This is a genomic window from Zhongshania aquatica, assembly GCF_027257955.1.
Lineage (GTDB): Bacteria > Pseudomonadota > Gammaproteobacteria > Pseudomonadales > Spongiibacteraceae > Spongiibacter > Spongiibacter aquatica.
This window is the reverse complement of record NZ_JANZNQ010000005.1, coordinates 16,962-35,179: the sequence shown is the minus strand read 5'-3', so window position 1 is coordinate 35,179 and position 18,218 is coordinate 16,962. Positions and strand designations below refer to the sequence as shown.

Sequence of the window (18,218 nt, the reverse complement as noted above, 5' to 3'; positions counted from 1 at the left end):
ATGTTGTTTGGCCGTGTCGATGAACGATAATGCAATATAGACGAATAGTAGGTCACTAGCGTTGCGATCGGTAGTGATGAATATGATTGAATAAGGTAAATACGTTTCTATGAGTGACAAGGACAACCCCCTCGACAAATTGAAAACCGGCGCGTTTTCTCGTCGTTTTGAGCTGTCCAAAGTGGGCTTGCGCTACGGCGCCCGGGCCGTGCGACAAAACCTCTGGCAGCGGATTAGTGGTGATGGTGAAGAGGCGCTGGCTAAGCGCACCGAGAACATCGATTTTTTTGTTGCGGAGCTCGGGCGCTTAAAGGGCAGTGTGGTAAAAATTGGCCAGATGATGGCGACCTACGGGGACTATCTAATGCCGCCGGAGGTGGCCGAGGCTCTGCATAAGCTTGAGGATAATACTCAGCCGATGTCGTGGCGAGCCATTAGAAAAGCGATGGTAAACGAGTTGGGCGAGGATGTACTGGCTGAGCTAGACATAGATCCGCAGCCATTGGCGGCAGCATCGCTGGGTCAGGTGCATCGCGCGGTATTGCGAGAAACCGGCGAATTGCTCTGTATAAAAGTGCAATTTCCGGGGGTGGAAGACACCATAGATGCCGATTTTAGCGCCGTGATGCATTTGATGAAAATGTCGAGGCTAATACCGAGTACACGAAATTTAGATGAATGGTTTGGCGATATTCGCGCCTTGTTACATAAAGAAGTGGATTACGAACAAGAGCGTCGAGATCTGGATTTTGTTAGAAACTCCCTAGTCGATGACGAGCGTTTTGTGGTGCCAAAAAGCTATCCGCAGTTTTGTACCCGTCGTATTCTCACCATGAGTTATGAGTCGGCAACATCGGTGAATGCCGCCGAGGTTGCGGCGCTACCCCAGCCGCGGCGCAATCGTTTAGGTCGATCGATCTTGGAGCTTTTCCTCACCGAATTATTTGAATGGCGGCGAATGCAGACTGACCCAAATTTCGGCAATTATCGTGTGCGTATCGACGAAAATGGGTCGGATGATAAGTTAGTGTTGCTGGATTTCGGTGCCATGCGCCTATTACCCGCTGAATTCGCGGACGAATTTTGCGATATGTTAGTTGCTGCCTGCGAGCGCGATAAACCGACGTTTTTGGCGAGATCAATAAGCCTCGGATTTATGAAATCGCATTTTCCGAAGACGGTGCTCGATAATTTTGTTGATATCGGGGTGGACATCGCCGAACCGCTGAGGCCCATTGATAGTTCTGTACCCGCGCGGGCGCTTACTGAAGACGGGTTCTACTGGTGGCGGAACAGTGGTTTGCCGCAACGTATTGCAAAACGGGCGGTGACTGCGTCAATTAGCAAGTATTTTGCCCTGCCGCCAAAAGACTTTTTGTATGTGATGCGCAAGTTAATGGGGGTCTATGCACTGATTGCATTGTTAGATGCGCAATTTAACGCAGACGATGCTATTCAAAAATATATAGGGGAAGGTCGGAAATAAAAAAGGCCGCAAAGCGGCCAAAGTATCGAGACTGAATGAGGGTAATTCCTAATCTTCGAGTAGTGTTACGTCGAATAAGTTCATTTGGTTTACATCATTGATTGTGCAATACCTTCTACGTCAAGCGTCAGCTCGACAACTTGCGATGCTGGGCCAAGATCGAAGTCGATGCCAAAGTCTTTCAGGGCGATTTCTGTGGTGCCGTGAAAACCTTGGCGAACACCACCCCAAGGATCTTTGCCGCCACCAATTTCAGTTACCGCAATAGTCACGGGTTTGCTTACGCCGTGTAGGGTAAGCATACCTTTCAATTCCGCCTTACCGTCGCCAAGCGCTTTAAAGCTGGTGCTTTTGAATGTGGCGGTAGGGTATTTGTCTACCTCTAAAAAGTCTTTGCCACGTAAGTGCTTGTCGCGCTCAGCATGATTGCTGTCGAGACTGGCGGTTTTGATTGTGACGTCGACCGTCGATGCTTCAGGCTTAGCCGGGTCGTAGTTAAAGCGACCTTCAAAGTCATTAAAGCGGCCATATAGCCAGCTGTAGCCAAGGTGTTTAATTTTAAATTGCACAAAGGCGTGGGCGCCGGCTGTGTCAATTTTGTATTCTGCGGCATGCAGTGCGCCGCTGAGTCCGAGTAGTGCGGTAAAGCCTAGGGCGATTAGCTTTTTCATAGTTCAGATTCCTTTTGTGGTGATGTCATCGTTGATTCTCTTCCCAGCATTTTTAGCAGGGTCGAGTCGTGGTTTATAAAATGATGTTTCAATGCGGCGAGCGCATGAACACCGGCTAATAAAATGAGTGTCCATGCGAGAATTTCGTGTATCTCACCAGCAATATCTTCTTGATCCGCTATTCCGTGTAAGGTTGCGGGCACGCTAAATAAATTAAATACCTCGATGGGCCGACCATCTGCTGTTGAAATTAAATACCCTGCAATCATCAGTGCGAGCATCAAGCCATACAGTGCAAAGTGGGTGAGGTGGGCGGTTACTCTCTCCCACGCTTTCAGTGCTGGGTCGTCGCTAGGGCGTATATTGATATTGCGCCAAACAATGCGCGCCAGCAGAACGAGGAATAACAAAATACCTATGCTTTTATGGATTGTTGGCCCGTCTTTGTACCAGGGGTCGTAGTAAGACAATTGGCGCATCCAAATACCAAGAGCAAACATGCCAATAACGGTAATGGCCATTAGCCAATGCAGGCCAACACTGACCCAGCCGTAGCGGCTGTAGGTATTTTTTGCTGTCATGACGGCTCCTTTGTCTGAGATTTCATCCAAGCTCACTGAAAAAGTCGATATTTGTGTTTTCAGTTATTTTCTAGAATTTGAGTATATAAACAATAAATTAATAGAAAAGTGCAAAATTCTGGGTTAATTGATCAGCTTATTTGATGTTATTGGCAGGGGTTGAGGATTTTGGCTGATTTTAGTCCGGTATATTTACCCCTTGCAGTCTAAATACTCATCGATATATACTTGATTAATATTTTACTAGTCAAGTATTAGGGGTTGTTATTATGGAGCTCCCAGCTTCTTTTCATTTATTAACAGAGATGTCGTCATTGAGTTCTGCCTTTATAAAACAGGCGGATCGCAAGCTTAGCGCCCATGGTATTAGCTTTGCTGAATTTATGGTGATGCATTATCTGCATAGGGCGCCGGAGTATACGATGAGCAGAACAGAGCTTGCAGATGCGGTGAGCTTGTCGCCGTCGGGTATTACTAAAAAGCTTAATCCTATGCAAAAACTGCATCTTGTTGAGAAAGTGGTGAATGCGCGCGACGCGCGGTTTAGCCTGGTGAAGCTAACCGCGACCGGGGTGGAAATTTATAACGATGCTCTAGTGACTTGCATACACTGTGCTAATAGTTTGATGGAGAACGTGACTGGCAAGCAGCTAAATACCGTTCTCGATATATTCGCCAAATTAAAATAGCGCTGTATTTCGTAGTATGTCGTTTTAGCGGCCTGCCAACATGTTTGCTAGACGATCCACCTCGCTTACGTCTGAGCTTGCCGGCACCAGTTGAATCTCGTCACAGCCTAGCGCTTCTATGGCGTCCAGCCCGTCTTGGATCGCAATCGGGTCGTGCATTGTCATAGTCTTGGCTATTTTTCGGGCATCGTCTTCGCCAAAGGTTTTTAGGTAATCAAATACATAGTTACCCAACGCTTCTTCGGCGTTATCGGCCAGCGAATACCAGAATCCACCCATGCGATAGGGTTTTTGCTCGCGACCAGATTCTTGCCAGGCATTATCGGCGGAGCTGAAAAAATGATTGATTAAGTCGGAGTTGCCGTCCATTGCAAAGCCGTACAGACCGTCGGCCCATTTCGATACCCGCTGAATACTTTTTGGTCCCATTGCCCCCACTAATATCGGCGGACCGCCCGCCTGAATGGGGGTCGGGCCGATTTCCTCTAAGCCATCTAGCAGTTCACCACGCCAGATTTTTTTCATGGTGGCGATTTGATCGTCCATCCTTTGAAAGCGGTTTTTAAAGCTGGCGTCGAGGGCTTCATAATCTTTTTCGCGACCGCCCACGCCCACGGTCAATGTAACCCTACCTTCCGACAAAATATCGAGGGTGGCAATCTCTTTGGCCGCTTGCACAGCGCTGTGCATCGGCAGTACATATAGGGCGGGAATAATACGAACCCGTTCGGTGGCGGCAGCGGCAAAGGCTAAAATATTGCGCATTTCGTAGCTATAACCTGTGACACGCTCGCCGCAAGACAGGCTATGGAAGGGCCCTTGGTCAATAATGCGGCACCAATCTTTAAAGTTTTGACGGCTTATGTCGCGCTGCATATAGGGAAGGCAAACACCGATTTTCATGATAGGTCCTGTGGCATTATTTTATTATCAAGGGGTATTGTACGTGCGCAATGTTGGCTTGTGGCGAATCGCGGTAAATCATAGTGAATAGGTATAAGAAAATAGACTGCGCATATGCGCGTTCCTGATACTAGGCGATTGTTTATCGCGGTTCTGCTGTGCGATTATCAATGAGAATATGAAAAAATGAGATACTCGGTATGGATGATTTTTTAGTCTACGCAAAAATACTTGATGGCAAAGGCGGTGCCCGTGATATTAGCTCCGCTGAGTTGGCTAAGTGGGAACCTGCCCACGGCTTGCTGTGGTTGCACATGGATTACAGCAAATCAGGTACCTTGGCGTGGTTGCAAGAGCGTAGTGGCCTTGATGACATTGCGATTGCCGCATTAGTTGCGGAGGATACTCGTCCGCGCGCGACCTCCCACGCGGGCGGCCTGCTAATGGCGCTGCGCGGCGTGAATATGAATCCAGAAGCGGACCCGGAAGACATGGTTTCCATCCGTTTATGTGTGTCTGAGTATCGGATTATTAGCTCGCGAAAACGTCGACTACTGTCGGTAGATGATATTGTCCGCAGTTTCAAAGATGAAGCGGGCCCCACAACTAGCGCAGAGTTCGTCGCAGTGCTGTGTGATCGATTGGTCAGGCGTATTGCTGGCCCAATAGACGCAGCCGAGGACAAGGTTGATGAACTTGAAGAATCGCTGTTAACGGGTGCCCGCGCAAAGTTGCGCAGCGAGCTAGGTCAAGTACGTCGGCAGTCGATAAGCTTACGACGCTATCTTGCCCCGCAACGTGAAGCCCTGAGTTGGGTGCAGAGTGAGCGCCTGTCGTGGTTTGGCGATGCGCAGCGCTTGCAAGTTCGTGAGGTTAGTGACCGGCTTGCACAATATATAGAAACATTGGATAGCATTCGTGAACGTGCAGCGGTAAGCCAAGAGGAATTGGTGAATCAGATATCGGAGGAGTCCAATAGCCGTATGTATGTGCTGTCTATTGTCTCGGCGATATTTTTACCCTTGGGCTTTGCAACGGGTTTACTAGGTATAAACGTGGGTGGTATTCCAGGCGCAGATAACGGCAATGCCTTTGCGATATTTATCGGAATTTTAGTGGCGATTTCCGGCGCATTACTTATTTATTTTCGGTATAAAAAATGGCTATAAATTTACCGGATTTGGCGCTTTTTTCTATTGAGCCTCTCAAGTGGGGCGGTGTACTTACTACAATTGTTGCTGGGGCAATCATTGGCCTAGAGCGGCAAGTTCGTGGCAAGCCTATCGGTATTCGCACCGCCGCACTTATTTGCTTGGGTACCTATGTGTTTATGGCCATGGCGGTATCGGTGGGTAACGGCGTAACAGACCCGTCACGGGTAATAGGTCAAATTATTACCGGCATTGGCTTTCTCGGTGCCGGCGTGATTTTGTCCCGCGACGGTATGGTCTTGGGCGTTACCTCAGCAGCGGCAATATGGGTGCTGGCGGCAATTGGCGTGATGATCGGGCTAGATAAATATGGCCCCGCCTTACTTATTGCGCTGGTCGTTGTCGGTATTTTGGTTGGGGTGGACGTATTGGAAAACAGTTTCCACTCCCTGCGCAAGGGCGTGCATCAAAAAATCACAGGGCGACGCTACCAGAAAAAACCGCCGCCGGAAAAATGAATCGTGTGTTGATTAAGCCAAATGCTGACCAGTCACAAAAGCGAGCTCTCTTTTCAAGCCGTCATTATTGGGCACTCACATGCCATAAAAGGCATTAAATCACCGTAGGATAATCGCCAATGGCGCCTTTTCAGGAGCCACAGGCTCCCTATCACGGCCTGCGAGGCGCTAACTGATTGATTTATAATCAAGTAGGTATATGATCGGGAGAAAGGAAATTCAAAAATATACAGGGAACGATTCGTGATATCTTCAAAGGCTTTTGCGCCACATCTTTGCCAACCTTTTGAAAAAATTAAATTTTCTGAGACGTCGCTCACTTTTGCTCCCGTGATAGGGGGCCAAAGTGATATGTGACCCCAGTCTTGATAACAAAACTGTTAGGCGGCCGGGTTCGGCCCTATTATCACGGGATGTCCTGTATCGGGCGCCCCCATCCAGGGGCAAAATCAGACGATGAGCTGGAAGCAAATCCAGAAAATCATGCCGACCTGGGCAAGGAAGAACGTAGCACGTGATAGCACAAACGCCGGGGCAGTGCTTATGAGATGTGACAGGCTCTGCCCCACGCGCGCAAGCAGGATGAACATCGCAAGACTATCTACCACGGGGCTCTTGCCCATGAGCGCGGCAACCACCACCACGCCTGCGAAAAGCGGAAAGTTTTCCACGCAGTTCAGGTGCGCGCCCTTGGCGCGAACCATGAAGGCCGGGTCGCGGTTGACCTCAGCGCGTTCCCAGTCTGAGAACTTGCGGCCTCCGAAAAGCGCCATTGGCACGCGAGGGAATGCGTAAGACAGCGTGAGAAGTTGTATCCACACCACGTAAAGCACCACTGCAATGAATCCGGTCATAATCTTTCCTAGTATTTGAATTTGCATTTATTGTACGTACAAAGCCTCCGAACAGATGCAACGCATCGCACGGCGCTGGACACAGTTGATGACAAGGGTACGGTGGCAGAACAATACGTCCGCGTCGGCAGTTTCGGGAGAGCTCCAGGGGTCGTGGAGGACTTCCGCCTAACAATTCGCTGTACTCGGACATATTTTTCGTTGCCTGCGGCAATCCAAAATATGCCGGTAAGCTCAGGCGTTGAGGCTGCAGAAAAACTAAAACGGAATTCTGGCGAATTTGTTTGATTGCATTTTGAGCTAAAAATAGGCGCTTTTTTTGAAATCTGGCCGAGTTGGCATGCGAATAAGCTCCAGATTTCGAGTGGGAACACGAATGTAATTTCATTTTTGGAGTGGCTGGAGTTTTTTTGCAGCCTCGTTAGGGCTGATCGTAGTGTCCACCAATAGCGAAGATATAAATGGACTTATCATCGAAACGATATATCAAGCGGTCTTTCTGCGAGATTCGTTTTGACCAAAGGCCCGAGAGATTGTGCATGAGTGGTTCGGGCTTGCCGAGGTCGGATGAAGGATCATCAGATCTGAGCATTTCCTTGAGTAATTTACAGAGTGCCTTGTGCAGCCTCTTGTCCTTTTCGCGCATGCTTTCATACGCTTCCCAGGTATTACCCTCAAATACCAGTGATCTCATTCATCTGCTCTTCGGTCGGTTTGTAGCCTTGCCCGCGGGTATGGGTTTCAAGGGAATCGGCAATTTGTTGCATGAGGTTTTTGCTTTGGAGTACGTGCAGGGTTTCCTGCTCTCGTTCCCAATCGTCGGCGCTCATTACAACAAAAGCCTCACCGGCTCGCCGAGTCACTTTGAGCGGTTCATGCCTGCTAACTACTTGTTCTACAACGCTTTTAAGGTTGTCTCTAAATTTGTTTACGCTGATCGTGTCCATGCGGCCACCTTTATGTACGGAAATGCCGTACAACTATATGCCAAGAGCCCTAACAAGGCCAAGCTCTGCGACAGCTTTGTCGTTGTGCCTTCGGCTCCACTGCAAAGCTCCGCGTGCTGGCGGCGTTCGGAATATTCGACCATCCGCCTGTTACCAACATCGGCCCTCAAATACACACTGTGAAATCTGCTTTATTAAAATGTGGCTGGCACTGACTTTTACTACAGATTACTTAAAGCAGACGGCGTTTGTACTAAACGCCGTCTGAGTGGGGCTTATGGATGCGATTCCATCACGGCTTTAGCAATACTCTTAATCGGCTCTACCTGATTCATGCTGTAAAAATGAATACCTGGTGCGCCGCCTTCCATCAGAATATGGCAAAGCTCGGTCACAAACTCTGTGCCGAAATCAATGATGCTTTGCTGATCGTCGCCGTAACCTTCTAGTTTTTTCGACAACCAGCGGGGAATTTCTGCGCCGCAGTTGCGGGAGAAACGCGCCAGATTGGTATAGTTCGTTATCGGCATAATGCCGGGGTAAATCGGCTTGTCGATACCGGCCTTGTCACAGGCGTCTAAAAAGTAGAAGTAGGAATCGGCGCTGAAAAAATACTGGGTGATGGCACTGTTTGCACCGGCGTCCAGTTTGTCTTTTAGAAAGCCAATATCGGCATCGTAGCTTTTGCCATCAGGGTGAATTTCTGGGTAGGCCGCTACTTCTAGTTGAAAGTGATCGCCAGTGTGTTTGCGAATAAATTCAACCAATTCACGAGCATAAACCAAGCGAGTGGCGCCCATGCCAGAAGGAATGTCACCGCGCAGGGCAACGATGCGATCGATACCCGCATCTTTGTAGCTGTTTAATAATTCTAAAATCTCAGACTCTTCATCGCCGCCAAAAGACAAGTGCGGCGCGACTGATAAGCCGGCCTTTTTTGTTTCCAGCACAATGCCGCGGGTGTTGTCGCGGGTGGAGCCGCCAGCGCCGTAGGTCACCGAAAAGAACTCGGGATTCAGCGCGGCCAATTGGCTGCGGGTGTCTTTTAACTTCTCGCGACCGGCTTCGGTTTTGGGTGGGAAGAATTCAAAACTGTAACGGTTGGACATGATGGTGTTCCGGTGATGTTTTGCAATATCGCTTAAGGCTGGACGGGAGACGGAAGACGCAAAAGCCAACTCAGCCCTCGCGTTTGCCGTCTCCCATCAAGCGTCTCCCGCTTAGTACTTATAACTCTCGGGCTTAAATGGTCCTTCAACGCTAACACCAATATAGTCAGCCTGAGTAGTGCTGAGCTTGGTGATGACGCCACCGAATCCAGCGACCATATCAGCTGCTACTTCTTCGTCTAGCTTTTTAGGTAATACTTCAACGGTTATGGCAGCTGCTTTAAAGTTATCTTCTAAGTCGGCAAAGCGACGCTCGTACAGGTACATTTGCGCCAGTACTTGGTTGGCGAATGAGCCATCCATGATGCGGCTTGGGTGGCCTGTTGCGTTGCCCAAGTTAACCAAGCGACCTTCAGACAGTAGAATTAAATGGTCGTTAGTTGCCTTGTTACGGTACACGAGGTGAACCTGTGGTTTCACTTCTTCCCATTCCCAGTTTTTACGCATAAAGGCCGTATCAATTTCGTTGTCGAAGTGACCGATATTGCAGACTACACAGCCATTTTTGAGAGCCTTCAACATATTAGAATCGCATACATTGACGTTGCCTGTGGTGGTAACCAGCAAATCAGTGTTTCCCAGCACCAATGTGTTGATACAGGCTTCAGTGCCGTCGTTGATGCCGTCGATGAATGGCGATACCACTTCATAGCCATCCATGCAGGCTTGCATTGCGCAGATCGGATCTATTTCGGTGATCTTAACAATCATGCCTTCTTGGCGAAGCGATTGTGCAGAACCCTTGCCCACATCACCGTAGCCAATAACCAATGCTTTCTTGCCAGATAACAGGTGATCTGTGCCGCGTTTGATCGCATCGTTCAAGCTGTGGCGACAGCCGTATTTGTTGTCATTTTTAGACTTGGTGACCGAGTCGTTCACATTGATGGCGGGTACTTTTAACTCCCCTTTTTTCATCATTTCTTGAAGACGGTGAACACCTGTTGTGGTCTCTTCGGTAATACCGTGAATGCTATCCATCATTTGTGGGTATTTCTGATGAAGCAGGCCAGTTAAGTCGCCGCCGTCATCCAATACCATATTGGCATCCCAAGGCTGGCCATCTTTAAGAATGGTTTGCTCTAAACACCATTCGTATTCTTCTTCGGTTTCGCCTTTCCAAGCGAAAACAGGAATACCCGCAGCGGCAATTGCGGCGGCAGCGTGGTCCTGGGTAGAGAAAATATTGCATGAAGACCAGCGCACTTCGGCACCGAGTTCGATCAAGGTTTCGATCAACACGCCGGTTTGAATTGTCATGTGAATGCAGCCAAGAATCTTAGCGCCTGCTAATGGCTTGTCTGCACCGTACTTGCTGCGCAGTGCCATCAGCGCTGGCATTTCGCCTTCTGCAATACTGAGTTCTTTGCGTCCCCAAGCTGCTAGGCTGATGTCGGCGACTTTGTAATCTGTGAATGTTGTCATGTTGTATTCCTCTGTAAGCTAAATGCTGGACGGGAGATGGGAGACGCAAATGCGTATCAGCCGATACTCGCCCTAAGTCGGTTAATTAGTGCAGCTAGTTTTGCGAAAACGCGTTCCAAGGCTGGCTGCCAATTTTCTTGTTCGTTTATATAACCTAGTTGTGTGGCTATAATCATTTGGGTTTCTAGCTCTGCGAGAGAGCCCCTCGCAATATATAAAAACCGTAAAAACTCTTTGTCAGAGCCTCTGGCGGCCCCCTCTGCGATATTGCTCGGAACACTAACAGCCGAGCGACGCATTTGGCTGGTCAGTCCAAACCGTTCGTCTTGGGGGAATGCTGAGCTGAATTCATATATTTGATGAACCAGTGCGACAGCATCCTGCCAGACATCCATTCTTATATGTCGCCGTTCCATGGCAACTCTCCTAATATTTTTGAGCGGCTTAGAAGGTTGTGCGTATACCGTCTCCCGTCAAGCCTCTCCCGAGTTATAGCGCTGCCTTCAACGCCTCCGCCCGATCTGTTTTCTCCCAGCTAAATGCAGTGCTGGTTTCAGATTTGGTTTCGCCGTTCTCTTTCCACGTGTAAGTGTGTTCGTAGGGATCGCGACCGAAGTGACCGTAGGCGGCGGTCGGTTGATACATGGGGTGAGCCAGATCCAGCATTTTGGTGATGCCGTAGGGGCGTAGGTCAAACACGTCACGTACTGCGGCGATTAATTTATCGTCGCTGACTTTGCCGGTGCCAAAGGTGTTGATTGAGATAGAGGTTGGTTCTGCAACACCGATTGCGTAAGACACTTGAATTTCACAGCGATCGGCTAGGCCTGCCGCCACGATATTCTTGGCAACATAACGACCAGCATACGCCGCGCTGCGGTCAACCTTTGATGGGTCTTTACCCGAGAACGCACCGCCGCCGTGACGTGCCATACCGCCGTAGGTGTCTACGATAATTTTGCGACCAGTTAAGCCGCAGTCGCCTACTGGGCCGCCGATGACAAATTTGCCGGTGGGGTTGATGTGGTATTTGGTGCCTGCGTGCAGCAGCTCTGCAGGCAATACGTTTTTAATAATCTCTTCACGCACGGCTTCTTGTAAGTCGCTCAGTGAAATTTCTGGGTTGTGCTGGGTGGATAAAACCACCGCGTCGATAGCAACTGGCACGCCATTTTCATAGCGTAGAGTCACTTGGCTTTTGGCATCTGGACGCAGCCACGGCAATACCCCGTTTTTACGCAGGTATGCTTGGCGCTCAACAAGGCGGTGAGAGTAGAACAACGGCGCAGGCATTAAGGACGGCGTTTCGTTAGTTGCGTAACCAAACATCAAGCCCTGGTCGCCAGCACCTTGGTCTTCTGGCTTGGCGCGGTCCACACCTTGGTTAATGTCGACAGATTGTTTGCCAATGGCGTTGAGTACTGCGCAGCTCGCGCCGTCAAAACCGACGTCTGAGCTGTTGTAGCCGATGCCGGTAATCACGTCGCGAATGATGTCTTCTAAATCGACATAGCACGAGGTGGTGACTTCACCAGCGACGATTGCCATGCCGGTTTTTACCAGCGTTTCCACTGCAACGCGGGCGTATTTGTCACGGGCGATAATCGCGTCTAGTACGGCATCAGAAATCTGATCGGCCATTTTGTCCGGATGTCCTTCCGACACCGACTCTGATGTAAAGATACTGTAGTCAGACATGTTGCTGGGTCCTCTGTTTTAATTGCCGACGTTTTTTTAAACGCTGCGGTTCTTGGTGTGAAGTTGAACATGATCCGGCTTTATAAATTGCCGAACTTGTACGCGAAATCCATTGAGTTGAGCTAAGTACGCAGCGGGGCCGTCCTGCAGACCACTGGCCTGTGCCCACTCCGTTAAATCGTCGGGCTCAAAGCCCAGCCACAAATCACCGCAGGCATCTCTTGCCCAGCTTTGATCGTGGCGGCATAAATCGGTAACGCAAAAAATACCGCCGGGTCGAAGCAGGCGAGCGGCGTCTTTGAAAATATCTGCCGGTGACGGTACATGGTGTAAGACCATATTGGTGATCACACAGTCAGCCGCGTTTTGCTGCAGGCTGGGGTCCCGACTATCACCAAGAATGAACGATACGTTGTTCAAGGCGTGTTGGTTTATAAATTCATGGGCTCTATTCAGCATCGCCTCGGCATTGTCCACGGCAATCACTTTCTCATAGTGAGGTGATAGCTCAGCTAAAAATGCGCCTTCGCCGGGGCCGACTTCAATGGCTAGCTTGCCGCCAGCCGCTTGGCTGCTGCGCAGCAGTTCTAAACAGCTTTGACCGTAAACACCGTAGGCCACCATTTGTTCTTGCTGCTCACCGAATTCACCGGCGTGCTCTGCAAAAAATGCTCGCGAGCGCTCCGCCCGCTCTAGGTACACCTGCTCCAGTCGTGTTTGTTGATCCTGGGCCAAGATGATGAGGTCAGCGCTGTTGAGCAGAGCATCGTGAAGCTCGCTGAGGTCGGGGTGACTCGGTGTATAGGTTCGTCGATAAAAAAGGCTATTACCTTCGCGACGTTTTGTGATCAGCCCTGCCGTCGTCAGGGTTTTAAGATGATGGCTCATACCCGACTGTCGGCAATCGAGAATGTGGCAAAGCTCCTGAACAGAGTAGGCGTCGCGGCTTAATACCCGCAAAACCAGTAAACGCAGCGAATCACCGCCCGCTTTGCAAAGTTGCAAAAGCTCGGTATCTAGCGCAGGAGTACGGGTATTTGTCTTGACGGCAGTGTTCATGCTGCGCAGTGTAGCAGGGCTTTTTATCTATATCAAAATATATTGATATAGATTTCTTTGGTGTCAGTCGTCTGACATCTTGCGTCCGACTCTTTTACAAATACTTCAGCCAGTCATTGGTGAACTGATCCATTTGCCCGTAAACATGCTCAAAGGCTTCCATGCTTTTTCGGTAGGGATCTGGAACGGCTTGATTTTGCGACCATTTGCCAAGCAAAAAGGTTTTCCCGCTGACTTGTTGGGCGAGGTCAGTGACGCCCTTTATGTGACGCTGTTCCATCACCAATATTAAATCTGCCTTGAGTAGCATTTCGGTGTTGAGTTGACGGGCGCGGTGGGCGCTTGCATCGATGCCGTTGGCGGTGAGTAATTGCCCCGCACTTGGGTCGATGGGTTTGTCTACTAGTGCACCGAGACCTGCGGAGTGGATGATCACATTTGGTTTGTGAGCGAGCTTGTGCTTGAGCATGTATTCGGCGGTTGGGCTGCGGCAAATATTGCCAACGCATACCATCAAAATATTGTTGAACATGGGGTTTTGAGCCTGATTTGTTCGTTGAGGCAATGATTTTCGCTGTGGATGGCAAATGGCGCAAGTAAATTGGCCATTTTTACGGTTCTGCTATTTGCTGTCTGGGCGCCGGTAGGGGAAAATACCGCCTCTTTGCAGCCCGCTAAAATTTCAGGAGCAACCAATGCCTTCTCGCAGTGATCTCGCTAACGCCATTCGCGCCCTCAGTATGGATGCCGTTCAGAAAGCCAATTCTGGTCACCCAGGCGCCCCAATGGGGATGGCAGATATTGCCGAAGTATTGTGGCGCGATTATTTGCAGCACAATCCCAATAACCCGTCTTGGGTAAACCGTGACCGCTTTGTGCTTTCTAATGGCCACGGCTCCATGCTTATTTACTCCTTGTTGCATCTCACCGGCTACGATTTAGCGATTGAAGACCTGCAGCAATTCCGCCAGCTGCACAGCCGCACTCCCGGTCACCCTGAATACGGTTATACACCGGGCGTAGAAACCACCACTGGCCCCTTAGGTCAAGGTATTGCCAACGCGGTGGGTATGGCGGTTGCAGAAAAAGTGTTGGCTGCGCAATTCAACCGCGACGGTTTCGATATCGTTGATCATTACACTTATACCTTCCTTGGCGACGGTTGCATGATGGAAGGTATTTCCCATGAGGTGTGTTCGCTTGCTGGCACTTTGGGCTTGGGCAAGCTGGTCGCCTTTTATGACGACAATGGTATTTCGATTGATGGCGAAGTCGAGGGCTGGTTTACCGACGACACCCCAGCTCGCTTTGAAGCATACGGCTGGCATGTTATCCCCGCCGTTGATGGCCACAACAGTGCAGAGATCGCCCGCGCCATTGAAGCCGCTCGTGCCGAGACTGATAAGCCAACATTGATTTGCTGCAAAACGATCATTGGTAAAGGCTCACCGAACAAGCAGGGTAAAGAAGAAAGCCATGGCGCAGCGCTTGGCGAGGCAGAAATCGCCTTGACCCGAGAAGCTTTGGGCTGGCCATACCCGGCGTTTGAAATTCCTGAAGAAATCTATGACGAATGGAATGCGCAGGACAAGGGTAAAGCCCTAGAAGCGGCATGGGATGAACGTTTTGATGCTTATGCAGCGGAATACCCAGAGTTAGCTGCTGAGTTTGCTCGTCGCTCGGCGGGTGACTTACCTGCTGATTTTGCGGCTAAAGCCGATGCTTATATTGCGCAGTGCCAAGCGGAGTCGAAGGATGTTGCTACCCGCAAAGCCTCGCAACTTTGTCTAGACGCTTACGGCGCGATGTTGCCAGAACTGTTTGGTGGCTCAGCAGATTTGGCGGGTTCAAACTTGACGATCTGGAAGGGAGCTAAATCCATCAGCGCCAAAGACGCTAGCGGCAACTACCTGCACTACGGTGTTCGCGAGTTTGGTATGTCGGCGATGATGAATGGTATCGCTCTGCACGGTGGCTTCATTAACTACGGCTCAACCTTCTTAGTATTTATGGAATACGCCCGTAACGCAGTGCGTATGGCAGCGATCATGGGGCAGCGTGTTATTCATATTTACACCCATGATTCTATTGGTTTGGGTGAAGATGGGCCGACCCATCAGCCCATTGAGCAAATAGCCAGTTTGCGTGGTACGCCAAATATGTCGTTGTGGCGCCCCTGTGATATGACTGAATCTGCGGTAGCGTGGAAGGCCGCGTTGGAAAGAACTGATGGGCCAACCGCATTAATTTTCACCCGCCAAGGTTTGCCACATCAGCAGCGCGATGCTGAGCAATTGGCCAACGTTGCCCGGGGTGCTTATGTCTTAAGCGATTGCGACGGCGAGCCAGAGGCCATCATTATTGCCACCGGGTCAGAAGTGAAGCTGGCGATGGCGGCCCAAGAAGTATTGAGTGCCAAAGGCAAGAAAGTACGCGTTGTCTCTATGCCAAGCACCGACGTATTCGACAGCCAAGACGGCGACTACCGCGAGTCTGTATTGCCAAGTAATGTGCCGACCCGTGTTGCCGTTGAAGCCGCCCACCGCGACTACTGGTACAAATACGTTGGTCTCGATGGTCGTATTGTCGGCATGGACAGTTTCGGTGAGTCCGCACCGGCTGACGCCTTGTTTGAATATTTTGGCATCACGACTGACGCGGTGGTTGACGCCGTTGAAGACTGTTTAGATTAGTGTGAGCAGATTCTAATGCTACGACTGGCCATAAACGGATACGGCCGCATAGGGCGCTGTGTATTGCGCGCCCTTTACGAATCGCCTTTGCGGGCAAACATGCAGATTGTCGCCATTAATGAACCGGCGGATTTGGCGACGATTGCGCACTTAACTCGATACGATAGCACCCATGGCCGCTTTCCCGGTACGGTTGAACATCGTCACGACAGTTTAGTGATTAATGACGATGTGATTTCGGTTAGCCATCACGACGAGATGGCGAATGTAGACTGGTCTCGTCACAACGTTGATGTGGTTTTGGAATGCTCGGGTGTGATCAGTCGCTACGCTGATTTAGAGGCCCATATCGAGCGCGGTGCTCGTCATGTTTTGTTGTCTCAGCCTGGCGAGTCCGGCATTCCGACCATTGTTTATGGCTTGAATCACCAAGAACTTAATCCTGAGCAACGTATTGTGTCGAACGCGTCGTGCACCACAAACGGTATTGTGCCGGTAATTGATGTGTTGAATAAAGCCTTTGGCGTTCGCTCTGGCTGTATTACCACGATTCACTCGGCGATGAATGATCAGCCAGTATTAGATGCATATCATCATACGGATTTGCGGAAAACTCGCGCAGCGGGCCTTTCAATGATTCCGGTAGATACGGGTTTGGCCGCGGGCATTGGCCGTATTATTCCTGAGCTTGATGGGCGTTTTGCTGCCCGTGCAGTGCGTATTCCAACGCACAATGTGTCGGCGATGGAGCTGACTGTCAGTCTAGATGCTGACGTGAGCGTTGACGATGTGAATGCAGCCTTAAAAATGGCGGCAAGCGGTCGCTTGTCAGGAATATTAGGTTATAGCAACGAACCGCTGGCATCCTGTGATTTTAACCACGATCCACGTTCGGCCATTGTCGATGCCGGGCAAACCCGCGTAGCGGGGGAGTTGGTCAGTTTATTTACGTGGTTCGACAACGAATGGGGATATGCCAATCGTATGTTGGATGTGACCGCGCATTGGCTGCAGTAGCGTACTTTATTTAGGTCAGCGCGATTCTTGCATGATGTTTTTGGCCAGTTCCAAAGATAGTGGCGCTGGTAAAACGTTTTAATTGGACAAGCCAAACCGGTTTTATAGAACCTGATGGCTGTAGAGATAACAAGGAATAGAACATGGCAGTAATTAGAATGCAGGATTTGGATTTGGCCGGGAAGCGGGTACTCATTCGAGAAGATCTCAATGTACCCATCGCCGATGGTAAGGTAAGTTCAGATGCGCGTCTGCGCGCCGCTCTGCCAACCTTGAAGTTGGCAATGGAAGCCGGTGCCAAAGTTATTGTCATGTCTCATCTTGGACGCCCCACAGAGGGAGAGTTTGATGCGCAATACTCGCTCAAACCAGTAGCAGATTATTTAAGTGAGGCATTGGGTGCACCGGTAGCGCTACTGGATGATTGGCAAAGCGGCGTGTCGCTAGAAAATGGCCAGCTCGCCCTGCTTGAGAATGTGCGCTTTAACACTGGTGAGAAAAAAGACGACGAGACATTATCGAAAGCCTATGCCGCGTTGTGTGATGTGTTTGTGATGGACGCCTTTGGTACAGCGCATCGCGCGCAAGCATCGACTCACGGTGTGGCTAAGTTCGCTCCTATTGCCTGCGCGGGGCCTTTGTTAGCGAGTGAATTAGATAATTTGGAGCGCGCTCTGGCGAATCCAGCGCGTCCATTTGTGGCTATCGTCGGTGGCTCAAAGGTATCAACGAAATTGACCGTGCTAGAAACATTGTCAGATAAGGTAGATCAGCTCGTTGTTGGCGGCGGTATCGCTAATACCTTCTTGGCAGCGGCGGGTTATAACGTTGGTAAGTCTTTATATGAAGAAGACTTGATTCCAAAGGCGAAGGCGTTGATGGAGAAGTGTCATATCCCGATTCCAACGGACGTGATTACTGGTAAGAAATTCGATGCCAATGAGCCAGCAACGCTGCGTCCGGTTGAAAACGTGGGTGACGACGATATGATTTTTGATATCGGCCCCGTCTCATCTGCCTGCCTTGCCGAAATACTGAAACAGGCCGGCACTATCATCTGGAATGGCCCTGTTGGCGTATTTGAGTTCGATCAATTTGCCGACGGCACCGAAGATATTGCCCGCGCCATTGCCGAGTCGAGCGCATTTTCCATTGCTGGTGGTGGTGATACCCTAGCCGCTGTCGATAAGTTTGGCATTGCCGATAAGGTGTCGTATATCTCGACTGGCGGTGGTGCGTTTTTGGAGTATGTGGAAGGCAAAGTGTTGCCTGCCGTGGCGATATTAGAAGAGCGGGCAAAAGCTTAATTGCTTTGAGCTTAAACGTCTTGGCGAATCGCAAACAACGAATTTAGTAA

Annotated in this window: 19 protein-coding genes; 7 read left to right on the top strand and 12 right to left on the bottom strand. The window is 50.0% G+C overall.

What is annotated here, in order from left to right; all coding sequences use genetic code 11:
- The first annotated feature begins 109 nt into the window (after positions 1 to 109).
- Positions 110 to 1,486, top strand: coding sequence for an ABC1 kinase family protein (locus O9X78_RS06285; RefSeq protein ID WP_269618771.1), 1,377 nt, complete (start codon positions 110 to 112; stop codon positions 1,484 to 1,486).
- A gap of 89 nt (positions 1,487 to 1,575) precedes the next feature.
- Here O9X78_RS06285 and O9X78_RS06280 read toward each other — a convergent pair whose 3' ends face one another.
- Together O9X78_RS06280 and O9X78_RS06275 are read right to left on the bottom strand one after the other, a co-directional pair.
- Entirely contained in the window at positions 1,576 to 2,157 is a 582-nt protein-coding gene (locus tag O9X78_RS06280) for a YceI family protein (RefSeq protein WP_269618770.1), read from the bottom strand.
- Complete coding sequence (locus O9X78_RS06275; RefSeq protein WP_269618769.1) at positions 2,154 to 2,738, bottom strand: cytochrome b; 585 nt, start codon at positions 2,736 to 2,738, stop codon at positions 2,154 to 2,156. Before O9X78_RS06275 ends, O9X78_RS06280 begins: the two co-directional genes overlap by 4 nt.
- A gap of 269 nt (positions 2,739 to 3,007) precedes the next feature.
- Between O9X78_RS06275 and O9X78_RS06270 the strand changes: the two genes are divergently transcribed.
- Positions 3,008 to 3,427, top strand: a complete 420-nt coding sequence (locus O9X78_RS06270; protein ID WP_269618768.1) for a MarR family winged helix-turn-helix transcriptional regulator — start codon at positions 3,008 to 3,010, stop codon at positions 3,425 to 3,427.
- A 24-nt stretch (positions 3,428 to 3,451) separates the two neighbouring features.
- Here O9X78_RS06270 and O9X78_RS06265 read toward each other — a convergent pair whose 3' ends face one another.
- On the bottom strand, positions 3,452 to 4,330 hold the full coding sequence (locus O9X78_RS06265; protein WP_269618767.1) for an LLM class flavin-dependent oxidoreductase: 879 nt from the start codon (positions 4,328 to 4,330) through the stop codon (positions 3,452 to 3,454).
- Positions 4,331 to 4,530: 200 nt separating this feature from the next.
- Here O9X78_RS06265 and O9X78_RS06260 point away from each other — a divergent pair, with 200 nt between their 5' ends.
- Together O9X78_RS06260 and O9X78_RS06255 are read left to right on the top strand one after the other, a co-directional pair.
- Positions 4,531 to 5,499: a zinc transporter ZntB gene (locus tag O9X78_RS06260; RefSeq protein ID WP_269618766.1), complete on the top strand. Its 969-nt coding sequence runs from the start codon at positions 4,531 to 4,533 to the stop codon at positions 5,497 to 5,499.
- Positions 5,490 to 5,999 carry an MgtC/SapB family protein gene (locus O9X78_RS06255; protein ID WP_269618765.1) on the top strand — a complete coding sequence of 170 codons (510 nt, stop codon included), beginning with the start codon at positions 5,490 to 5,492 and terminating at the stop codon, positions 5,997 to 5,999. The genes O9X78_RS06260 and O9X78_RS06255 overlap by 10 nt, the downstream gene beginning before the upstream one ends.
- A 449-nt stretch (positions 6,000 to 6,448) precedes the next feature.
- Here O9X78_RS06255 and O9X78_RS06250 read toward each other — a convergent pair whose 3' ends face one another.
- From O9X78_RS06250 to O9X78_RS06210, 9 genes are all read right to left on the bottom strand, one after another.
- The gene (locus tag O9X78_RS06250; protein WP_219043005.1) at positions 6,449 to 6,853 is read right to left on the bottom strand and encodes an MAPEG family protein; all 405 of its coding nucleotides are present in this window, start codon (positions 6,851 to 6,853) and stop codon (positions 6,449 to 6,451) included.
- 421 nt (positions 6,854 to 7,274) lie between these two features.
- A complete protein-coding gene (locus O9X78_RS06245; protein WP_219043004.1) occupies positions 7,275 to 7,547 on the bottom strand; it encodes a Txe/YoeB family addiction module toxin in 273 nt (90 codons plus the stop codon).
- Positions 7,528 to 7,800: a type II toxin-antitoxin system Phd/YefM family antitoxin gene (locus O9X78_RS06240; protein ID WP_219043003.1), complete on the bottom strand. Its 273-nt coding sequence runs from the start codon at positions 7,798 to 7,800 to the stop codon at positions 7,528 to 7,530. Before O9X78_RS06240 ends, O9X78_RS06245 begins: the two co-directional genes overlap by 20 nt.
- A gap of 275 nt (positions 7,801 to 8,075) precedes the next feature.
- Positions 8,076 to 8,909 carry a methylenetetrahydrofolate reductase [NAD(P)H] gene (metF, locus tag O9X78_RS06235; RefSeq protein ID WP_269618764.1) on the bottom strand — a complete coding sequence of 278 codons (834 nt, stop codon included), beginning with the start codon at positions 8,907 to 8,909 and terminating at the stop codon, positions 8,076 to 8,078.
- Positions 8,910 to 9,020: 111 nt separating this feature from the next.
- A complete protein-coding gene (gene ahcY, locus O9X78_RS06230) occupies positions 9,021 to 10,394 on the bottom strand; it encodes an adenosylhomocysteinase (protein WP_269618763.1) in 1,374 nt (457 codons plus the stop codon).
- A 56-nt stretch (positions 10,395 to 10,450) separates the two neighbouring features.
- A complete protein-coding gene (locus tag O9X78_RS06225; protein ID WP_269618762.1) occupies positions 10,451 to 10,810 on the bottom strand; it encodes a four helix bundle protein in 360 nt (119 codons plus the stop codon).
- 73 nt (positions 10,811 to 10,883) lie between these two features.
- Positions 10,884 to 12,092, bottom strand: coding sequence for a methionine adenosyltransferase (gene metK, locus O9X78_RS06220; RefSeq protein ID WP_269618761.1), 1,209 nt, complete (start codon positions 12,090 to 12,092; stop codon positions 10,884 to 10,886).
- Between the two features lie 36 nt (positions 12,093 to 12,128).
- Positions 12,129 to 13,151: an ArsR/SmtB family transcription factor gene (locus O9X78_RS06215; RefSeq protein ID WP_269618760.1), complete on the bottom strand. Its 1,023-nt coding sequence runs from the start codon at positions 13,149 to 13,151 to the stop codon at positions 12,129 to 12,131.
- A gap of 94 nt (positions 13,152 to 13,245) precedes the next feature.
- Complete coding sequence (locus O9X78_RS06210; protein WP_269618759.1) at positions 13,246 to 13,683, bottom strand: low molecular weight protein-tyrosine-phosphatase; 438 nt, start codon at positions 13,681 to 13,683, stop codon at positions 13,246 to 13,248.
- 163 nt (positions 13,684 to 13,846) lie between these two features.
- Here O9X78_RS06210 and tkt point away from each other — a divergent pair, with 163 nt between their 5' ends.
- From tkt to O9X78_RS06195, 3 genes are all read left to right on the top strand, one after another.
- Positions 13,847 to 15,844, top strand: a complete 1,998-nt coding sequence (gene tkt / locus O9X78_RS06205) for a transketolase (protein ID WP_269618758.1) — start codon at positions 13,847 to 13,849, stop codon at positions 15,842 to 15,844.
- Between the two features lie 15 nt (positions 15,845 to 15,859).
- Complete coding sequence (locus O9X78_RS06200) at positions 15,860 to 16,861, top strand: type I glyceraldehyde-3-phosphate dehydrogenase (protein WP_269618757.1); 1,002 nt, start codon at positions 15,860 to 15,862, stop codon at positions 16,859 to 16,861.
- Positions 16,862 to 17,004: 143 nt separating this feature from the next.
- Positions 17,005 to 18,168: a phosphoglycerate kinase gene (locus tag O9X78_RS06195; protein ID WP_269618756.1), complete on the top strand. Its 1,164-nt coding sequence runs from the start codon at positions 17,005 to 17,007 to the stop codon at positions 18,166 to 18,168.
- The last annotated feature ends 50 nt before the right edge of the window (positions 18,169 to 18,218 follow it).